A 15,543-nucleotide genomic window follows, 5' to 3' on the forward strand; every position below is an offset into this window, starting at 1 on the left:
GCGCTGTTGCACGGTGGCTTCGCAGCATTAGTCTGGGCAGGGAGGCGAACGTCAAGATGAACCCGAACGGCCAGATTGCGATCGTCACCGGCGGCGGCTCTGGCCTTGGCGAGGCGACGGCGCGCTCTCTTGTCGTCCGTGGCGCCAGGGTTGCCGTCCTCGATCTCGGCATCGACCGGGCGGCCAAGGTGGCGGCCGACATCGGCGGCATCGCCGTCCAATGTGATGTGAGCGACGCGGAGAGCGGTGCCGCTGCTGTCGCGGAAGTGGGTGAGACGCTTGGCGAGCCGCGCATTCTGGTCAATTGCGCCGGCATCGCCATCGGCTTGAAGACGATCGGCAAGGATGGAGCGCACCCACTCGATCAATACCGCAAGGTGATCGAGGTCAATCTGATCGGCACCTTCAACATGATCCGCCTGGTCGCCGACCGGACCGCGAGGCTCGAACCGCTACAGGGCGGCGAGCGCGGCGTGATCGTCAACACCGCATCGGTCGCGGCCTATGACGGCCAGATCGGCCAGGCGGCCTATTCCGCGTCCAAGGCCGGCGTCGTCGGCATGACGCTGCCGGTGGCGCGCGATCTCGCCCGCTTTGGCATTCGCGTCTGCACCATCGCGCCCGGCATCTTCAGGACGCCGATGATGGCCGGCATGCCGCAGGAGGTGCAGGATTCGCTCGGCGCCGCAGTACCCTTCCCTTCCCGTTTGGGCGAGCCTTCGGAATACGCGGCCCTTGCCTTGCACATCGTCGAGAACCAGATGCTCAATGGCGAGACCATTCGCCTCGATGGCGCGCTCCGCATGGCGCCGAAATAAAAGCGACGGTGGTGCCTTGGACGAACCCAGGAAAGACGTGATCCGCGCGACCGACGCCGAGGCGATCAGGCTGGCAAAGACGCTGATCCGCAGCGCCCGTTTCGGCGCGCTTGCGGTGCTCGAACCAGGAACCGGTTCGCCGCTGGCCAGCCGCGTCGGCGTCGCCACCGACATCGACGGCACGCCATTGATCCTGGTCTCGATGCTGTCCGCCCACACCGGCGCTATCCTTGCCGACCCGCGCTGCTCGTTGCTCGTCGGCGAACCCGGCAAGGGCGATCCGCTGGCGCATCCGCGACTGACGCTCGTCTGCCGCGCCGTGCGGCTCGAACGCGGATCGAACGAACACGCCCGCGCCGAGCGGCGCTACCTCAACCACAATCCCAAGGCGAAGCTCTATGCCGGACTCGGCGACTTCTCGATCTTCCGGCTCGAACCGGAGCGCGCCAGCCTGAACGGCGGCTTCGGCAAGGCCTATCTGCTCGACCGCACCTATCTGGTCGCGACGGGAGCGATCGTCGAAGAGCTTGCCGTCGGCGAGCAATCGGCACTCGACCATATGAACGCCGACCATCTCGATGCGATTGCCCTCTACGCAAGTCATTTCGGCGGGGCCGAGGGCGACGGCTGGATCGTCACCGGGTTCGACGCCGACGGGATGGATCTCGTATCCGGCGACGATGTCTGTCGGGTCTTCTTCCCCGAGCCGCTGGCAGCGGCACGCGACCTCAGGCCTGTCCTGGTCGATATGGCAAAGGCCGCCCGATCGGCAAATTAATCACAGCCGCACAGTTAATCGGCTTGCATGGAAAGCAAGCCTTGAGATTTGAGCGAAATGTTCTACCTTTGCGAGTGACGCTGAATCGCTGGCGTGCATCTATAGGGAAAGTCTATGGAATCCGACGCTATTGCCCCCATAGCGGCGGATGAGCAAGAAGGCATGGGGGATCTATGGTCTCGAACAAACTAGTCGCCAACGCCGGAACCGCGGCTGCGTTTCTGACGCTGATGGGCAACGAAAAGCGTTTGTTGATCATGAGCTATCTGGCCGAGGGCGAGATGTCGGTCGGCGCCATAGCCGAGAAGGTGTCGCTTAGCCAATCCGCCCTGTCACAGCATCTGGCCAAGCTCAGGGCTTCCGACCTTGTCGAGACCCGCCGCGATCGGCAAATGATATATTATTCCTGCAAATCCGGGGCGGTGCGCGAATTGCTGCATATGCTGGACGGCATTTTCGGCGAAGGTGAACTGTCCCAGATGGCTCACCGGCTGCGTCGCGCCGGGACCTGAGCGGCCGGGGCGGAGAACGCCCCGCCAAATCCGCTTTGCTGCCAAATCCGCTTTGCTGCCAAGTCCGCCCTGCTGCCAAGTCGGCCTTGCTACTGAACACGCTCGTCGGCGGCCTGCGCAATCTCCTCCTTGAACTCGACCTTGGTGCCCGGCTGCACCATGGAGGCAAGGTCTTCGGCATCCCAATTGGTCAACCGGATGCAGCCATGCGAAAAGGTCGTGCCGATCTTGCCTGGTTCGGGCGTGCCGTGGATGCCGTAGCTTTCGATGGAGAGATCGATCCAGACCGATCCCACGGGATTGTTCGGCCCGGCAGCGATGGTAAAGGGCCGCTTGGTCTTGACCCCCTTGAAAGCGAAGTCCGGATCGTAGTGATAGGTAGGGTTGTGCACCACGCGCCTGACCTCTGCCATGCCGCTTGGCGCCGGCTTCTCCTCGCTCCCAATCGAGGCGGGGTAGACCGCCAGCCATTTGCCGGCACGGTCGAGCACACGCACCAGGCGAGCGCCCTTGTCGACCTCGATGGTGGCGACGCCGGCGGCAGGGTCGCCCCTGTCGACATCCGGCACCACCAAGGTCCTGCCGGGCTTCCTGAGGCTGGTGCCCGGATTGAGCATTCTCAGCAATTGTTCGCTGACATGGAAGCGCTCGGCCAATCTCTCCACCGCATTGCGGTAGCCGAGCCGCCGCAAGCGGGCCATCCTCTCCCAGCGGGCGGGAATACGCCGGGTGAACGGTCCACGCACATCCTTGCGCATCACCTCATAGGTCGCCAGCACCGGCTTGGCGGAGGTTGCGATGAGTTTGCTCCAGGTCTGTGGACTGAGCTTGCCATCGAGCGGAAGTCCGTTTGCCGCCTGAAACGCGGCGACAGCCTTAGCGAAGTTCTGGGAAAGGCGACCGTCGATCAGGCCCGGCGAGAAGCGGGCGCGATCCAGAAGGATCTGCGCCTTCAGCAGCATCGGATCGACACCCTTCGGTTCGCCGACAGTGAATTGGGCCTGATTGACGGTGGCCGGATCGAGCTTGGCCGCGCGGGCCACGCCGCATGCAAGGGCAAGGGTGGCGGCAAAGACGAGGAGGAGCCTGATCATCGATGTCCTCCCAGGACCGCAGCAGGAGCCCGCTTCTATGACGCGGCATGGCCCTGTGCGGTTCCCTCGCCCCATCGAAATTCTGCATTGAAGCGGCTTTGCCGAAGAGCCGTGCCGCGGGAATCAATATTCCCCGTCGCCAAAGCCCGGGCAGATTCCATCCTGGCCCGGCGCCCAGTGACTGGATGACCGTTAGAACGGCGTGCATCCATTTGGACGCTGAGATACGGTCTGAGCTTCGGATCCGGCATCATGCCTTCCGAAACCGAATCCCGATTCGTGGCCGACGCCATGGTCCGCCGAGGAAGCCATGAATCCGATCCGCATAGACGACCCGCACGATCCCCGCGTCGCAGCCTACCTCGACATCCGGGAGCGAGATCTTGCCGGCCGGCAAGGCCGTTTCGTCGCCGAAGGCAAGGTGGTGCTTGACACGCTGCTCGCCGCCCGGCGCTTCGAGGCAGAATCGGTGCTGGTACTCGAAAACCGGCTGGCCGGCCTCGATGACGTCTTGCGCAAGGCGCCTGCCGGGCTTCCGATCTATGTCGCATTCGGCGAAATCATCGACAGGATCGCCGGATTCCACATGCACCGCGGCATATTGGCGATCGGCCGCAAGGGTGCGGCCATCTCCGCCGAAGCCTTGCTTGGCGCGCTGCCCGCCCGCGCGCTGATCGTGGTGCTGGTCGGCATCGCCAATCATGACAATATGGGCTCGATCTTCCGCAATGCCGCGGCCTTTGGCGCGGATGCCGTGCTTCTCGACCCGACCTGCTGCGATCCGCTGTATCGCAAGGCAATCCGCGTCTCGGTGGGTGCGGCCTTGAAGGTCCCCTTCGCCTGCTTTGCCGATACCGCCGGCTGCACCGCAATGCTCGACCGGCAAGGCTTCAGCCAATTCGCCTTGTCGCCGCGCGGGCAGATCGACATTTGCGATGCCAAGAGAAACGAGCGGCTGGCGCTCTATCTCGGCACCGAGGGCGAAGGCCTGCCGGAAAGCCTGCTTGCCCGCCTGCAGACGCTGCGGATCGGTATGGCGCAAGGCTTCGACAGCCTGAACGTCGCCGCCGCGTCAGCCATCGCGCTGCATCATTTTTCCGGAGCCTGATGCATGTCGCGCAAAAGCGTGCAGCGGTTTCGCGATAACGACATGCATCAAACAAGAACTTAAGGCGCGTCCGATGAGGCGGTCGAACGCGACGCGCTTCAGAGCCGCCGCGCTTGCGCTTGCGGAATCTCAGTCGGTCGAAGCGGCCTTTTGCAGCGCTCGCACCCGATCGGCAAGGCTGCGTCCGCCGCTCCCCGGCCGCGTATCCTCAGCCGCTGCAAGCGCCCGGGCGATCGGCGAATCCGGCCCGTCGAGCCTTGCCGTCAAGGCCACGACTTGCGCCGCCAGATCGTTCATCTCTTCGCGCAATGCCGCGCTGGCGCTGCCGGCATCATCTCCGGCCCGTGATTTCGACGTTTCGACGGCAGCAAGATCTGTCTTCAGCCGCCTGTTCTCGCGTGCCAGCGATGTCAGCCTGGCCTCCAGCCGCTCGCGGTCGGCGTCGAGCTTGGCGGTTGTCTTTTCGATGTCGCCGTTGGCGGCCACATTGACCTGACTGCCTGGCACGCCGGCAAGACCCGCCGCAGGCGCCCTTTCAGCGCCTTTCGGCTTTTCGCGAAGGCGCACCAGTTCCTTCTCGCGGCGCTCCAGCCTGTCCTCGCGATCGGCCAGCGTGGCGACCAGGCGTTCGATTTTCTTTTCCAGGTCGCCGGTTCTTTTCTTCTCGGCCTTCAGCGCGTCCCGCAAAGCCTTGCGTTCGGCTGCCAATTCCTGGCTGCGCCTGTCCGCCTCCTTACGCTGGCCGCGCAGCAGCGAAATGTCGCTCGCCAGCTTCTGCAGCTCGGATTCGCGCGCCACCAGCTCGATCTGCCGGCTGCTGGATAAGAAACTGGCGTCGTCATACATGTGCTCCAGTTTCCGCAGTTCGAGCCCGCGCTTTTCGAGGGCGCGCTCGGTCTCTGCAAGCCGCTCCGACAGCTGCTGCAGCTGCTCATCGCGCTTGCGAAGCTCCTCGCCCCTGGTTGTAAGATCGGCGACGACCCGGTTCTTGTCCTGCCGCTCGGCCGCCAATTCCTTCAGGGCTTCGCGGTCGCGGCCGATCTCGACCAGCTGTTCGGCGGCCTTCTCGCGCAATGACTTGACGGTCATTTCAAGCCGGCGCACCGAAACCGCGAACTCGGCGCGAATGCGATCCTTGTCCGCCTGGATCTCGGCCAGCGTCAACGGCATTGAACTCTCGACGCGCTTGCGCGTCAGCGCCACCGCCCGCCGCCACACGGCCGGAGCAATCATCAGCGCCAGAAAGCCCGCGCAGAGAAAGCCGAGAACAAAGAACAGGATCGACTGGACCAAGATGACTATCCGTTGTGCATGGCAACCGCCAAAGGTCGACTTTGCCATCTTCGCATGACGGAAATCCGGCGCCACGGCAAGAGTATGCCGCGGCAAAGCTCGGGCCGCGGGATCACAGGCCCAATCGCCGTTGCTCCGTCATGCCGGTCAGAACGGATTCCAGGTCGCGCGCTGGGTGAGCTTGAGGTAGCCGAGATTGACGCCGAGACGGGCGCCGACGCCGGTACGGATCGGCACGAGCAGCACATTGTTGTTCTTCAGCACGTTGAAACCGACGCCGGCGACGACATAGGCAGAGCCGGCGACGCCGCCAAAACGGTTATAGAGGCTGCTCACATCGTCCAGATTGTAGACCAGCATCATGACGCGCGAGCCCTCGCCGCCGAAATCCCAGCCGAGCGACGGGCCTTGCCAGAACACTTTGTGATCGCCGGCATTCTTGGTGTAGAGCGTGCCTTCGCCATAGGTCAGGCCACCGATCAGCGCCCCGGACCCCTCCTCGCCGAGCAGATAGCCGTTCGGCAGGCCATAGGTGGCGAAAATCTTCTCGACGACGGTGGCGAGCCCGCCCGATGTCGCACCGAAGAATTTATGACCGGAATCGACGATCTCCTGGGCCGTGTATTCCTGCGCCCGCGCCGCCGATGCCGAAAAGGCGACAAGGCCGATGAGCGCGATCGTCATTGAGATGACACGGAAAAAAGTCCGGTCGTAGAATCGGGAAACCATGCTTCCAATCTCCGTCAGGGAGCACTTTCGCCGACGCCTCGCATCCGTACGGCTCTTTGGCGGCCGTTAAGGATGACTGTTAGGGGCAAACTATGCCGTAATCCTTTTTCAACCATTAAACTCTCACATGAAGATGGCGGTTCGAAGGCTGTTTTGCATCGACCGCGCAGCACCCTGCTGCGTGAACACACCATTTCGACAATCAAAATTTTGGATTTGTTGCTGCACGCATAAGCGCTGTGTATTCAGAATGCTTGGGAGAGAGCGTGATTCGTGTTGACAGGCGTGATCATGACCGCCCGGTCATTGTGTTGTGAAATTTGCAGGGATTTTTGCCGATGGCCGAGCTTTTCACCCTTTCCGCACCCGACCTGGCGGCGCTTTTGTGCAGCCGGGTCTGCCACGACATCATTTCGCCGGTCGGCGCCATAAACAACGGGCTTGAGCTGCTCGACGAGGGCGGCGCCGACGAAGACGCCATGAAACTGATCCGCCAAAGCGCCAAAAACGCTTCCGCCCGCCTGCAATTCGCCCGCATCGCCTTCGGCGCCGCCGGTTCCGCCGGCATGCTGATCGACACCGGGGATGCCGAGGCCGTGGCCATCGCCTTCCTGAAGAACGAGAAGCCGGAACTGGTCTGGAACGGGACCCGTGCGCTGTTGCCCAAGAACAAGGTCAAGCTGCTGCTCAATCTCATCCTCGTCGCCAACGCCGCCATTCCGCGCGGCGGCAGGCTGGCGGTCACGCTGGAGAACCTGGAGACCGAGCCGCGCTTTGCGCTCGCGGCGAGCGGCCCGATGCTGCGCGTGCCGCCCAAATTCCTGGAATTGCATTCCGGCAACAGGCCGGACGAGCCGATCGACGCGCATTCGGTGCAGCCCTATTACACGCTGCTCCTGGCCCGCGAAGCCAACATGACGATTTCGATCCACGCGACCGCCGACGAGATCGTCCTTTCCGCAGCCTGAAGTTCTCCGAAAGAGCGGGGAAAGTATTCTCTCCAAGTCCTATTTACGGCGTGGTCTTAACATCTGTGAGACGCGCTTGCAGATTGACTGCGTGAAGCATTGGGAAAGAAGATTTCACTAAAACACCTTCAGGAAAATTTTACCTAACGGCTTTTCGGCTTCTTTACCAGATCGGCCCTATGTTCCCAGGCAGATGCCACGACGCTGCCGGTTCGCCAAACGGCAAGAGGGTCCGGGAATGAAACGCTGCATGTTCGTCGATAATTCGAGCGTCATCAGGAAGGTCGCAAGGCGTATCCTGGGCGGTTCCGGCATGATGGTGATCGAGGCCGCCAGCGGCCACGAGGCGATCGAGATGTGCGCGGCCGACATGCCTGATATCATCGTCGTCGACGGCGCCTTACCGGACATGCAGGCGCAGGACCTCATCCGCCGCGTGCGCGCCATCGAAAGCCCGGTATTGCCGCAGGTTTTGATTTCGCTGGTCGAGGTCGATGTCGGGGCGATCATGCGGGCAAAACGGGCCGGCGCCCAGGGCTACCTGCTGAAGCCGTTCAACCGGCCGCAACTGCTCGAGTGCTTCCGCGCCTTGAAGGTTGCCGCCTGATCAGAGCTGTTCCATTCCGACCAAAATCGGATCGGCTCTCTCTTTGTTGTTTTGCCAGGTTCTTTTCCGAAAAACCCGGCGCCCACCTTGGGATCACGCCCCTGGTTCAGGCGCTGACGCGGATATCTTCGGGCTCACGCAGCACATAGCCGCGGCCCCAGACGGTCTCGATGTAATTCTGCCCGCCAGACGCGGCGTCAAGCTTCTTGCGCAGCTTGCAGATGAAGACGTCGATGATCTTCAGCTCCGGCTCATCCATGCCGCCATAGAGATGATTGAGGAACATTTCCTTGGTCAGCGTGGTGCCCTTGCGCAGCGAGAGCAGCTCCAGCATCTGATATTCCTTGCCGGTCAGATGCACGCGCTGGCCACCGACCTCAACGGTCTTGGCATCGAGATTGACCACCAGGTCGCCCGTCGTGATGACCGACTGGGCGTGGCCCTTGGAACGCCGCACGATGGCATGGATGCGGGCGACCAGTTCGTCCTTGTGGAAGGGCTTGGTCATGTAATCGTCGGCGCCGAAGCCGAGGCCGCGCACCTTGTCCTCGATGCCGGCCATGCCGGAGAGGATGAGGATCGGCGTCTTCACCTTGGAAAGGCGAAGCGTTCTCAAAACTTCATAGCCCGACATGTCGGGGAGATTGAGATCGAGGAGAATGATGTCGTAATCATAAAGCTTGCCTAGATCGACGCCCTCTTCGCCAAGGTCGGTCGTATAGACATTGAAACTTTCTGATTTCAGCATCAGCTCGATGCTTTGTGCGGTTGCACTGTCATCTTCTATCAGCAGAACGCGCATTTCATTCCCCTTTTCTGCTGCCGGACCATTTCACGACCCGTCCAGGACCGGAGCAGTGATTGCCCTGAGCAGAGGCTGCCATCGAATGGTTAATAAAACCTAATTCCCCGTCCGTGACGGTATCAGATTTTTTAACCCCTTTCTACACCTTGTTGAATCCAATAACGAATCACAGACCCAAACCGTTAATGCGGCACATTAATAAGCCAGACTAAGTGACTCTTCGGACTCGCTGGCCGGGTTTCGCGACGAGAAGCAGAATTTTTACCCGCCCTTAAGTCCTGAGCCGTATGATTAACAATGCCCGTAAACGAATGGTTACCGCCGGCAAAAAACTTTAGGAGTTTGTTTCCCATAGTTCCGGGAAAGCCGGTGGAAACGGGTCAGGCCTGGGCCGTGCCGGGTGAATTGGACGATATGTGCAGGTGTGCGTTTCCGGGAGTACCGAATCATGAAGTCACGTGAAAACCTCGTTCGGCTGAAGCAATTTCAGGTGAGCGAGAAGCGGCGGCAGCTGCTGCAGCTCGACATGATGATCGCCGAATTCGAGCGCATGGCCGTCGAGCTGGAACTTCAGATCGCTGCCGAAGAGAAGAAGGCCGGCATCACCGACATCAATCACTTTGCTTATCCAACCTTCGCCAAGGCGGCACGTCTACGCCGCGACAACCTTAGAAATTCGCAAAGCGACCTCGCCCAGCAGCGAAATGTCGCCGAATCATTGCTGGGCGAAGCCGAAGCGGAGCTTTCCAAGGCCGAGATGCTGGAATCGCGCGACACCAAGGCGCGCGACACGGAAGCCGGCGGCCGCAGCGCCATGATCGGCTGAAAACAAGACTTTAACGCGCGTCGCGCTTGCGCGCTATTGCTGCGCACCGAACTGTGCCCGCCTCAGGCACCCAGATCTTCTTGCTGTTCCGCCGCCCGTGCGCGCGCATTTTTGATGTCGGGCACATGCTGCTCCGACCAGGCTCTGATCTGATTGAGCAGTCCTGCCAGGTTCTCGCCAAGTTCGGTCAGCTCATATTCGACACGCGGCGGAACGACCGGGAAAACCTCACGCCGCACAAGCCCGTCGCGTTCCAGGATACGCAGCGTCTGCGTCAGCATTTTCGGCGTGATGCCTTCGAGCTTGCGCGCCAATTCGCCGTTGCGGAGCCGGCCCCGGCGCAGCGCACAAATCACCAGGTAGACCCATTTGCTGGCAAGCGTCTCGAGCACGGCGTGTGACGGGCACGACCGCCGAAAGGCGTCATAGCCGAAAGGGGAAACATCTTCACTATCCATGAGGTGCGTATATATCAAAAAGGTACATACTAGACAAGAGAATGTAACTATCCAAATGATAGTGGCACATCAAAACCAGCAGGAGAGCCTTTCCATGCGTGCCATTATTCAGAATTCCTTCGGCGGACCCGACGTCCTCGTCATTGCGGATCGCCCCGCGCCATCACCCGAGGCCGGCGAAGTGCTCGTCCGCATCGAGGCGGCCGGCATCAATCCGGTCGATGGTGCGGTGCGCGGCGGCCACTATCCGCTGCTTGGCGAGCCGCCTTTTGTCCTTGGCTGGGACGTTTCGGGAGTTGTCGAGGCGCTGGGCTCCGGCGTCTCCGGCCTCAAGGTCGGCGATGCCGTGTTCGGCATGACGCGCTTTCCCAAACAGGCGGCAGCCTACGCCGAACTCGCCGCTGTCCCGGCTGATGAGCTTGCGCCGAAACCCGAAGGCATGGATCACGCGCAAGCCGCCGCACTGCCGCTGGCCGGCCTGACGGCCTGGCAAGGCCTTGTCCGCCATGGCCGGCTCGATTCCGGCAAGCGCGTGCTGATCCACGCCGGAGCCGGCGACGTCGGCCATCTGGCGGTGCAGATCGCCAAGGCGCGCGGCGCTTACGTCGTCGCGACCGCCAGCCCGGAAAAGCTCGATTTCGTCGGCTCGCTCGGGGCCGACGAGGTGATCGACTACACAAGGGATGATTTCACCGGGAAGGCCCGCGACATCGATCTGGTTCTGGACCCGTTCGGCGGCGTGCATGCGGAGCAATCGCTGAAAGTGCTCACCGCTGGCGGCGTTCTGGTGTCGCTGCTCGATGTCAGCGATGCCACCAAGGCAAAGGCCAGGACGCGAGGCATCCGCGTCGAGCGCATGTCCGTAGTGCCCGACCGTGCCGCCCTGGTGGAGCTCGGCAAATTGATCGACGCGAAAAAGCTGGCCGTCCACGTGGCAAAGGCGTTTCCGCTCGAACAGGCCGGTGCCGCCCATGCCCTTCTCGCCACCAGGCCGATCGGCAAGGTGGTGCTGACGGTCTGAAATTGCAGATCGTCGCCCCTCGCAAACGTAAGGGCGCTGGTCAGCGCCCTTATCGGCCTAATGCCGGTATTGCTGAATGCGCGTGGTGCGCAGGCCGGCAAGGCCGTATTCGTCGATCGACGCCTGCCAGGACAGGAATTCCTCGGTGGTGAGCTTGTAGCGCTGGCATGCCTCTTCGAGGCTCAAAAGCCCGCCACGCACCGCCGCCACCACTTCCGCCTTGCGCCGGATAACCCAGCGACGTGTGTTTGTCGGCGGCAGATCGGCAATGGTAAGTGGGCTGCCGTCTGGCCCGATAACATATTTGACTCGCGGTCTAATTAGATCGGTCATCGTACTCTCTACAAAAAACTCAAAGACCCAATCGCCACCACATTACCGCCACAGCTTTAAAATTTGCCTAAGCAGACCCTAATGGTTAGGTAAGGATCATGAACGCGGCGTTAGCCTTTTCATCGGCATTTGAAACATCTGCCGGCATGCGCGTTGAACCCGGCATGAAAAATGAGCCGGCCCGGCAAAGCTGGCGCAGCCGGGACGCTTGACCTATATTCCGGCCATTGGCATTGAAGCGCCGCGCAGAACGAAAGAACCATGAACAGCCTCGATCTTCCCGGACGCCCCGAAAACACCCGCGTCGTCGTCGCCATGTCGGGCGGTGTCGATTCGTCGGTCGTTGCCGGCCTCCTGAAGCGCGAGGGCTACGATGTCGTCGGCGTCACGCTGCAGCTTTATGACCACGGCGCGGCAACGCACCGGGCCGGCTCATGCTGCGCCGGCCAGGACATCGACGATGCCCGCCGCGTCTCCGAGACGCTCGCCATCCCGCATTACGTGCTCGATTACGAGGAGCGCTTCCGCAAGGCGGTGATCGATCCGTTCGCCGAAAGCTATGTCGCCGGCGAAACGCCGATCCCTTGCGTTTCCTGCAATCAGACGGTGAAATTCGCCGATCTTCTCGCGACCGCCAAGGAACTCGGCGCCGATGCGCTGGCCACCGGCCACTACATCCGCTCCGGCGCCAATGGCGCCCATCGCGCGCTTTACCGGCCGGTCGACGCCGACCGCGACCAGAGCTATTTCCTGTTCGCCACCACCCAGCCGCAGATCGACTATCTGCGTTTTCCGCTCGGCGGCCTGTCGAAGCCTGAGGTTCGCGCCATCGCCGAGGAGATGGGCCTGACGGTTGCGGCCAAGCAGGACAGCCAGGACATCTGCTTCGTGCCGCAGGGCAAGTATTCCGACATCATCGCCAAGCTGAAGCCGGCTGCCGCCAATCCGGGCGACATCGTCCATATAGACGGGCGCGTGCTTGGCCGTCACGAGGGCATTTTGCGCTACACCGTCGGTCAGCGCCGCGGCATCGGCATCGCCTCCGGCGAGCCGCTCTACGTCGTCCATCTCGACGCCGACCGGGCTCGTGTCGTCGTCGGCCCGCGCGAGGCGCTGGAAACCCACAAGATCTTCTTGCGCAACATGAACTGGCTCGGCGATGGCCCGCTGACCGATATCCCGGCGGCCGGGCTTGAGCTTTTCGCCAAGGTGCGCTCGACGCGGCCGCCGCGCCCGGCGGTGCTGCATCACCGCGCCGGCGTCACTTCGGTGGAGCTGGTTGACGGCGAGTCGGGCATCGCCCCCGGTCAGGCCTGCGTGCTCTATTCCGACCACGGCAACGAGGCGCGCGTGTTCGGCGGCGGCTTCATCGAGCGCTCCGAGCGCGGCGCCGAAGCCGAAGCGATGCTGACGCGGCTTGCCGTCCAGCCGGCGCGGGTTCCCGCCGAATAGACGGCGTTTTCTCTTTAGGGTCTGGTGTGGGCAACGGTGCCGGCGGTCAGGATGCGCAGCACGCGGATGGCTTCCTCACCGCTGGTGCGCGGTTCGGCCCGCGTCTCGATGCAGTGGATGAAATGCTCCAGCTCGCGCGTCAGCGGCATGCCCTCGCCGACCGCCACATAGGACGGCTCGTTGGCGGTGAACGCCCATTGGCCGCTGTCCTGCCACACCGCATGGCGGTAGACGGCAAGCTTGCGCTCCCACGGCTCGACATCGTCGAACACCGCCATCGCCTTGGTGCCGACCACGGTCAGCCGCCGCTCGCGGTAAGGGTTGAGCCGCGAGGCGAACAGATGGCCGCGCAAGCCGCTGGGAAAGCGCATGTGCAGATGCGCAAAGTCGCTGAGATTGTCGAGAAGGGCAGCGCCTTCGCCGCGCACTTCGACCGGTTCGGTGCCGGTGATGGCCAGGATCATCGACAGATCGTGCGGCGCCAGATCCCACAACGCGTCGTTTTCGGTGTGGAACTTGCCGAGCCCGAGCCGATGCGAGTGGATGTAGCGGACTTCGCCGAGTTCGCCATTGTCGATCAGCGCCTTCAGCGTCTCGAAGGCGGGATGAAAGCGCAGCACGTGGCCGACCATGAAGACACGGCCATTATCGGCGGCCGCCTGCACCGAGCGCTCGGCATCGGCCACCGTCAGCGCGATCGGCTTCTCCACCAGCACGTCCTTGCCGCCGAGCACGGCGCGCACCGCCATGTCGGCATGGAACTGCGGCGGCAGCGCCATGACAATGGCGTCGACATCGTCGCGGGCAAACAGCGCCTCCGGCTCGATCGCCAGGCAATCCTGCTCGCTGGCAAAACCCTCCGCACGCGCGGGGTTGACGTCCGAAACCGCGTGCAGCGCGCCGAGCGCCTTTAGGGTGCGGATGTGGTTGCTGCCCCAGTATCCGCAACCGAGGACTGCAATGCGCGGTTTCATCAATTCATGACCATGGCTTTCGTGGCCGAGACATAGCGACGTGCCTCGCTGAACTCAACCCCGGCCTGTGCGCCCAAATGTCTGCCCGGCAAAGCTTTAGGCACCAGCAATATGCCGGCGCGGCAGCCACTTCGATGCTTGACAGGCTTGGCCTCGCAACCTTATATCCGCGCGACCTTGGCGAACGCGCCGATATGCCTGCCGATTTAAGCTGGATTTCGGGCCTTCGCCGCCCTGGCGGGGTAGCTCAGTTGGTTAGAGCACGGGAATCATAATCCTGGGGTCGGGGGTTCAAGTCCCTCTCCCGCTACCAAAAATCGAATAAGTTACTGAAATAACTAGTAAATCATGCATATGTGGTAGCGCCCCCAGACGGCTCCAGCTGGAGCAAGGTCATTTCCATTGCTGCAGAGCGCCGGACTTCGCGTCGTTGCCGTCCAGAACCCACTGACCTCGCTTGCAGACGACGTCGCTGCCACTGAACGGGCCATCGAGGCCGCGCCGGGAGATGTGATCCTCGTTGGCCACTCCTGGGGCGGAATGGTGATCACCGAGGGCGGAACGGCGGACAAGGTCAAAGCCTTGGTCTACGTTGCCGCCTTCGCCCTGCCGAAGGGCCAGTCAGTCACCAGCGCTACGGCGGGAAGTCCGCCGGCGCCTTGGACGTCGACCCCTGCAGAAGGACAGCGGCGACTTCCTGACCGTACCCCAGGAGGGGCTGGGCAAGTATTTCGCTCAGGACGCGACGCCCGAGGAGGTTGCGGTTCTCGCGGCGACGCAGCAGCCATCGGCGGCCCGTCTCTTCGACGAACGGCTGACCCGGGCGGCGTCCGAGACCAAGCCCAGTTGGTTCGTGGTTGCGAAGGCTGACGGTGCGATCCCGCCGGCGTTCGAAGAGTCGATGGCCAAGGCCATCAAAGCGCATATCACCGAGCTCGAGGGCAATCACTTGATCATGTTGACCAAACCTCGTTCGGTCGCAGACGTGATCATCGACGCTGCAAAATCGGTGCGGTAGCTGTGACGGCGATGTCTCGATAGCGGTGGCAGCGCGCCTAGTGTGCGCTGTCGCTTAGGACTGTGCGAGTGGCGCCCTCTCGTGACCATCCAGCGACGCTTGCCGCGGGTCAAACTTAGCTATCCACATGCCATTGTGCGCCAAGGCCCGACACGGTGACTTACGGGCCCCTTGCTTGCCCCTGCCGAGCACGAACGGCCTCACGTGCAGGTGATATTCCTCGATCAGGCCGGACTGGAGGGCATGGTATCGAAGCCTATCGGCAGCGCCTGGCTGAACTGGATACGGATGTCCAGCGGGATGACGGCCTCCGCTGCAACTGGTGTCGAGCACATTGATCGATGACGATACGGTTCATTTGATCTATGTGTGCCGCGAGACTGAACGATAAGGCGCTTCGGCGCCAACAGGCGAACCAACACGTACGTCCGCAATGGGCCTGATCCCGGACCTTCGCACCGAGGTCTCACATGTCCGCTCGCGTGCTGGGTACCCTAGCAGCGGACGGTCTGCTCGGCCCCATTTCTGCCGCCTCGGACCGCGTGGGTAGTGGAGAAATACGCCCGATTCCATTCATCCGCCCCCGGCTGTCGCAAAAGTTATATAGCGCAAACGATGACATAGGGGTTCTCAGTTTCATCCTGTCGGGCGCAGCATTGCCGCGGTTCGCTTGCCGACAACTATTCCTGCTGGAATTGACAGGGCCAATCTTCAGGCCTCGTCAGGCCAGAAGGCAACTCGGTCCGGGC

General features: G+C 62.3%; 17 protein-coding genes, 1 tRNA gene and 1 pseudogene. 12 read left to right on the forward strand and 7 right to left on the reverse strand.

Features of this window, described 5'->3' with window-relative positions; all coding sequences use genetic code 11:
• The first annotated feature begins 56 nt into the window (after positions 1–56).
• From NKJ35_RS29330 to NKJ35_RS29340, 3 genes are all read left to right on the forward strand, one after another.
• Positions 57–818 carry a 3-hydroxyacyl-CoA dehydrogenase gene (locus NKJ35_RS29330; RefSeq protein WP_352651078.1) on the forward strand — a complete coding sequence of 254 codons (762 nt, stop codon included), beginning with the start codon at positions 57–59 and terminating at the stop codon, positions 816–818.
• Positions 790–1,596: a HugZ family pyridoxamine 5'-phosphate oxidase gene (locus tag NKJ35_RS29335; protein ID WP_352651096.1), complete on the forward strand. Its 807-nt coding sequence runs from the start codon at positions 790–792 to the stop codon at positions 1,594–1,596. The genes NKJ35_RS29330 and NKJ35_RS29335 overlap by 29 nt, the downstream gene beginning before the upstream one ends.
• A 173-nt stretch (positions 1,597–1,769) precedes the next feature.
• On the forward strand, positions 1,770–2,108 hold the full coding sequence (locus tag NKJ35_RS29340; RefSeq protein ID WP_254819124.1) for an ArsR/SmtB family transcription factor: 339 nt from the start codon (positions 1,770–1,772) through the stop codon (positions 2,106–2,108).
• An 89-nt stretch (positions 2,109–2,197) separates the two neighbouring features.
• Here the strand turns inward: NKJ35_RS29340 and NKJ35_RS29345 are convergent, their stop codons facing one another.
• Positions 2,198–3,202, reverse strand: coding sequence for a L,D-transpeptidase (locus NKJ35_RS29345; protein WP_352651080.1), 1,005 nt, complete (start codon positions 3,200–3,202; stop codon positions 2,198–2,200).
• Positions 3,203–3,512: 310 nt separating this feature from the next.
• Here NKJ35_RS29345 and NKJ35_RS29350 point away from each other — a divergent pair, with 310 nt between their 5' ends.
• Entirely contained in the window at positions 3,513–4,310 is a 798-nt protein-coding gene (locus NKJ35_RS29350) for a TrmH family RNA methyltransferase (protein ID WP_352651082.1), read from the forward strand.
• Between the two features lie 129 nt (positions 4,311–4,439).
• Here NKJ35_RS29350 and NKJ35_RS29355 read toward each other — a convergent pair whose 3' ends face one another.
• Positions 4,440–5,603, reverse strand: coding sequence for a coiled-coil domain-containing protein (locus NKJ35_RS29355; protein WP_352651084.1), 1,164 nt, complete (start codon positions 5,601–5,603; stop codon positions 4,440–4,442).
• A 147-nt stretch (positions 5,604–5,750) separates the two neighbouring features.
• The gene (locus NKJ35_RS29360) at positions 5,751–6,332 is read right to left on the reverse strand and encodes a DUF1134 domain-containing protein (protein ID WP_023679557.1); all 582 of its coding nucleotides are present in this window, start codon (positions 6,330–6,332) and stop codon (positions 5,751–5,753) included.
• A gap of 338 nt (positions 6,333–6,670) precedes the next feature.
• Here NKJ35_RS29360 and chpT point away from each other — a divergent pair, with 338 nt between their 5' ends.
• Both chpT and NKJ35_RS29370 read left to right on the forward strand, forming a co-directional pair.
• Complete coding sequence (gene chpT / locus NKJ35_RS29365; protein ID WP_254819119.1) at positions 6,671–7,300, forward strand: histidine phosphotransferase ChpT; 630 nt, start codon at positions 6,671–6,673, stop codon at positions 7,298–7,300.
• A gap of 238 nt (positions 7,301–7,538) precedes the next feature.
• Entirely contained in the window at positions 7,539–7,907 is a 369-nt protein-coding gene (locus NKJ35_RS29370) for a response regulator (protein WP_254819118.1), read from the forward strand.
• 106 nt (positions 7,908–8,013) lie between these two features.
• On the opposite strand, the gene ctrA is transcribed toward NKJ35_RS29370, so the two are convergent.
• Positions 8,014–8,709: a response regulator transcription factor CtrA gene (ctrA, locus tag NKJ35_RS29375; protein ID WP_006203583.1), complete on the reverse strand. Its 696-nt coding sequence runs from the start codon at positions 8,707–8,709 to the stop codon at positions 8,014–8,016.
• Positions 8,710–9,160: 451 nt separating this feature from the next.
• Here ctrA and NKJ35_RS29380 point away from each other — a divergent pair, with 451 nt between their 5' ends.
• Complete coding sequence (locus NKJ35_RS29380; RefSeq protein ID WP_254819117.1) at positions 9,161–9,538, forward strand: flagellar export protein FliJ; 378 nt, start codon at positions 9,161–9,163, stop codon at positions 9,536–9,538.
• A 62-nt stretch (positions 9,539–9,600) separates the two neighbouring features.
• On the opposite strand, the gene NKJ35_RS29385 is transcribed toward NKJ35_RS29380, so the two are convergent.
• The gene (locus NKJ35_RS29385) at positions 9,601–9,996 is read right to left on the reverse strand and encodes a winged helix-turn-helix transcriptional regulator (RefSeq protein WP_254819116.1); all 396 of its coding nucleotides are present in this window, start codon (positions 9,994–9,996) and stop codon (positions 9,601–9,603) included.
• Between the two features lie 94 nt (positions 9,997–10,090).
• On the opposite strand from NKJ35_RS29385, the gene NKJ35_RS29390 reads away from it, so the two are divergent.
• Positions 10,091–11,017, forward strand: coding sequence for an NADP-dependent oxidoreductase (locus NKJ35_RS29390; RefSeq protein ID WP_352651087.1), 927 nt, complete (start codon positions 10,091–10,093; stop codon positions 11,015–11,017).
• A gap of 57 nt (positions 11,018–11,074) precedes the next feature.
• Here the strand turns inward: NKJ35_RS29390 and sciP are convergent, their stop codons facing one another.
• Positions 11,075–11,350: a CtrA inhibitor SciP gene (gene sciP / locus NKJ35_RS29395; protein WP_023679563.1), complete on the reverse strand. Its 276-nt coding sequence runs from the start codon at positions 11,348–11,350 to the stop codon at positions 11,075–11,077.
• Between the two features lie 261 nt (positions 11,351–11,611).
• Here sciP and mnmA point away from each other — a divergent pair, with 261 nt between their 5' ends.
• Positions 11,612–12,802 carry a tRNA 2-thiouridine(34) synthase MnmA gene (gene mnmA, locus NKJ35_RS29400; protein WP_352651089.1) on the forward strand — a complete coding sequence of 397 codons (1,191 nt, stop codon included), beginning with the start codon at positions 11,612–11,614 and terminating at the stop codon, positions 12,800–12,802.
• 14 nt (positions 12,803–12,816) lie between these two features.
• Here mnmA and NKJ35_RS29405 read toward each other — a convergent pair whose 3' ends face one another.
• The gene (locus NKJ35_RS29405; RefSeq protein WP_254819113.1) at positions 12,817–13,776 is read right to left on the reverse strand and encodes a Gfo/Idh/MocA family protein; all 960 of its coding nucleotides are present in this window, start codon (positions 13,774–13,776) and stop codon (positions 12,817–12,819) included.
• A 236-nt stretch (positions 13,777–14,012) separates the two neighbouring features.
• On the opposite strand from NKJ35_RS29405, the gene NKJ35_RS29410 reads away from it, so the two are divergent.
• The 3 genes and pseudogenes from NKJ35_RS29410 (at position 14,013) to NKJ35_RS29420 (ending at position 14,794) form a co-directional block, all read left to right on the forward strand.
• A tRNA-Met gene (locus NKJ35_RS29410) sits at positions 14,013–14,089 on the forward strand.
• An 89-nt stretch (positions 14,090–14,178) separates the two neighbouring features.
• A pseudogene (locus NKJ35_RS29415) lies at positions 14,179–14,331 on the forward strand (alpha/beta fold hydrolase); the annotation flags it as partial.
• A 37-nt stretch (positions 14,332–14,368) separates the two neighbouring features.
• The gene (locus NKJ35_RS29420; protein WP_352478078.1) at positions 14,369–14,794 is read left to right on the forward strand and encodes an alpha/beta fold hydrolase; all 426 of its coding nucleotides are present in this window, start codon (positions 14,369–14,371) and stop codon (positions 14,792–14,794) included.
• The last annotated feature ends 749 nt before the right edge of the window (positions 14,795–15,543 follow it).

This window comes from Mesorhizobium sp. M0136 (assembly GCF_040322515.1).
GTDB lineage: Bacteria > Pseudomonadota > Alphaproteobacteria > Rhizobiales > Rhizobiaceae > Mesorhizobium.

Excerpts from the sequence above, each read along its gene's own strand:
- NKJ35_RS29330 (WP_352651078.1), top strand. The coding sequence starts at position 57 with ATGAACCCGAACGGCCAGATTGCGATCGTCACCGGCGGCGGCTCTGGC.
- NKJ35_RS29335 (WP_352651096.1), top strand. The coding sequence starts at position 790 with ATGGCGCGCTCCGCATGGCGCCGAAATAAAAGCGACGGTGGTGCCTTG.
- NKJ35_RS29340 (WP_254819124.1), top strand. The coding sequence starts at position 1,770 with ATGGTCTCGAACAAACTAGTCGCCAACGCCGGAACCGCGGCTGCGTTT.
- NKJ35_RS29345 (WP_352651080.1), bottom strand. The coding sequence starts at position 3,202 with ATGATCAGGCTCCTCCTCGTCTTTGCCGCCACCCTTGCCCTTGCATGC.
- NKJ35_RS29350 (WP_352651082.1), top strand. The coding sequence starts at position 3,513 with ATGAATCCGATCCGCATAGACGACCCGCACGATCCCCGCGTCGCAGCC.
- NKJ35_RS29360 (WP_023679557.1), bottom strand. The coding sequence starts at position 6,332 with ATGGTTTCCCGATTCTACGACCGGACTTTTTTCCGTGTCATCTCAATG.
- chpT (WP_254819119.1), top strand. The coding sequence starts at position 6,671 with ATGGCCGAGCTTTTCACCCTTTCCGCACCCGACCTGGCGGCGCTTTTG.
- NKJ35_RS29370 (WP_254819118.1), top strand. The coding sequence starts at position 7,539 with ATGAAACGCTGCATGTTCGTCGATAATTCGAGCGTCATCAGGAAGGTC.
- ctrA (WP_006203583.1), bottom strand. The coding sequence starts at position 8,709 with ATGCGCGTTCTGCTGATAGAAGATGACAGTGCAACCGCACAAAGCATC.
- NKJ35_RS29380 (WP_254819117.1), top strand. The coding sequence starts at position 9,161 with ATGAAGTCACGTGAAAACCTCGTTCGGCTGAAGCAATTTCAGGTGAGC.
- NKJ35_RS29385 (WP_254819116.1), bottom strand. The coding sequence starts at position 9,996 with ATGGATAGTGAAGATGTTTCCCCTTTCGGCTATGACGCCTTTCGGCGG.
- NKJ35_RS29390 (WP_352651087.1), top strand. The coding sequence starts at position 10,091 with ATGCGTGCCATTATTCAGAATTCCTTCGGCGGACCCGACGTCCTCGTC.
- sciP (WP_023679563.1), bottom strand. The coding sequence starts at position 11,350 with ATGACCGATCTAATTAGACCGCGAGTCAAATATGTTATCGGGCCAGAC.
- mnmA (WP_352651089.1), top strand. The coding sequence starts at position 11,612 with ATGAACAGCCTCGATCTTCCCGGACGCCCCGAAAACACCCGCGTCGTC.
- NKJ35_RS29405 (WP_254819113.1), bottom strand. The coding sequence starts at position 13,776 with ATGAAACCGCGCATTGCAGTCCTCGGTTGCGGATACTGGGGCAGCAAC.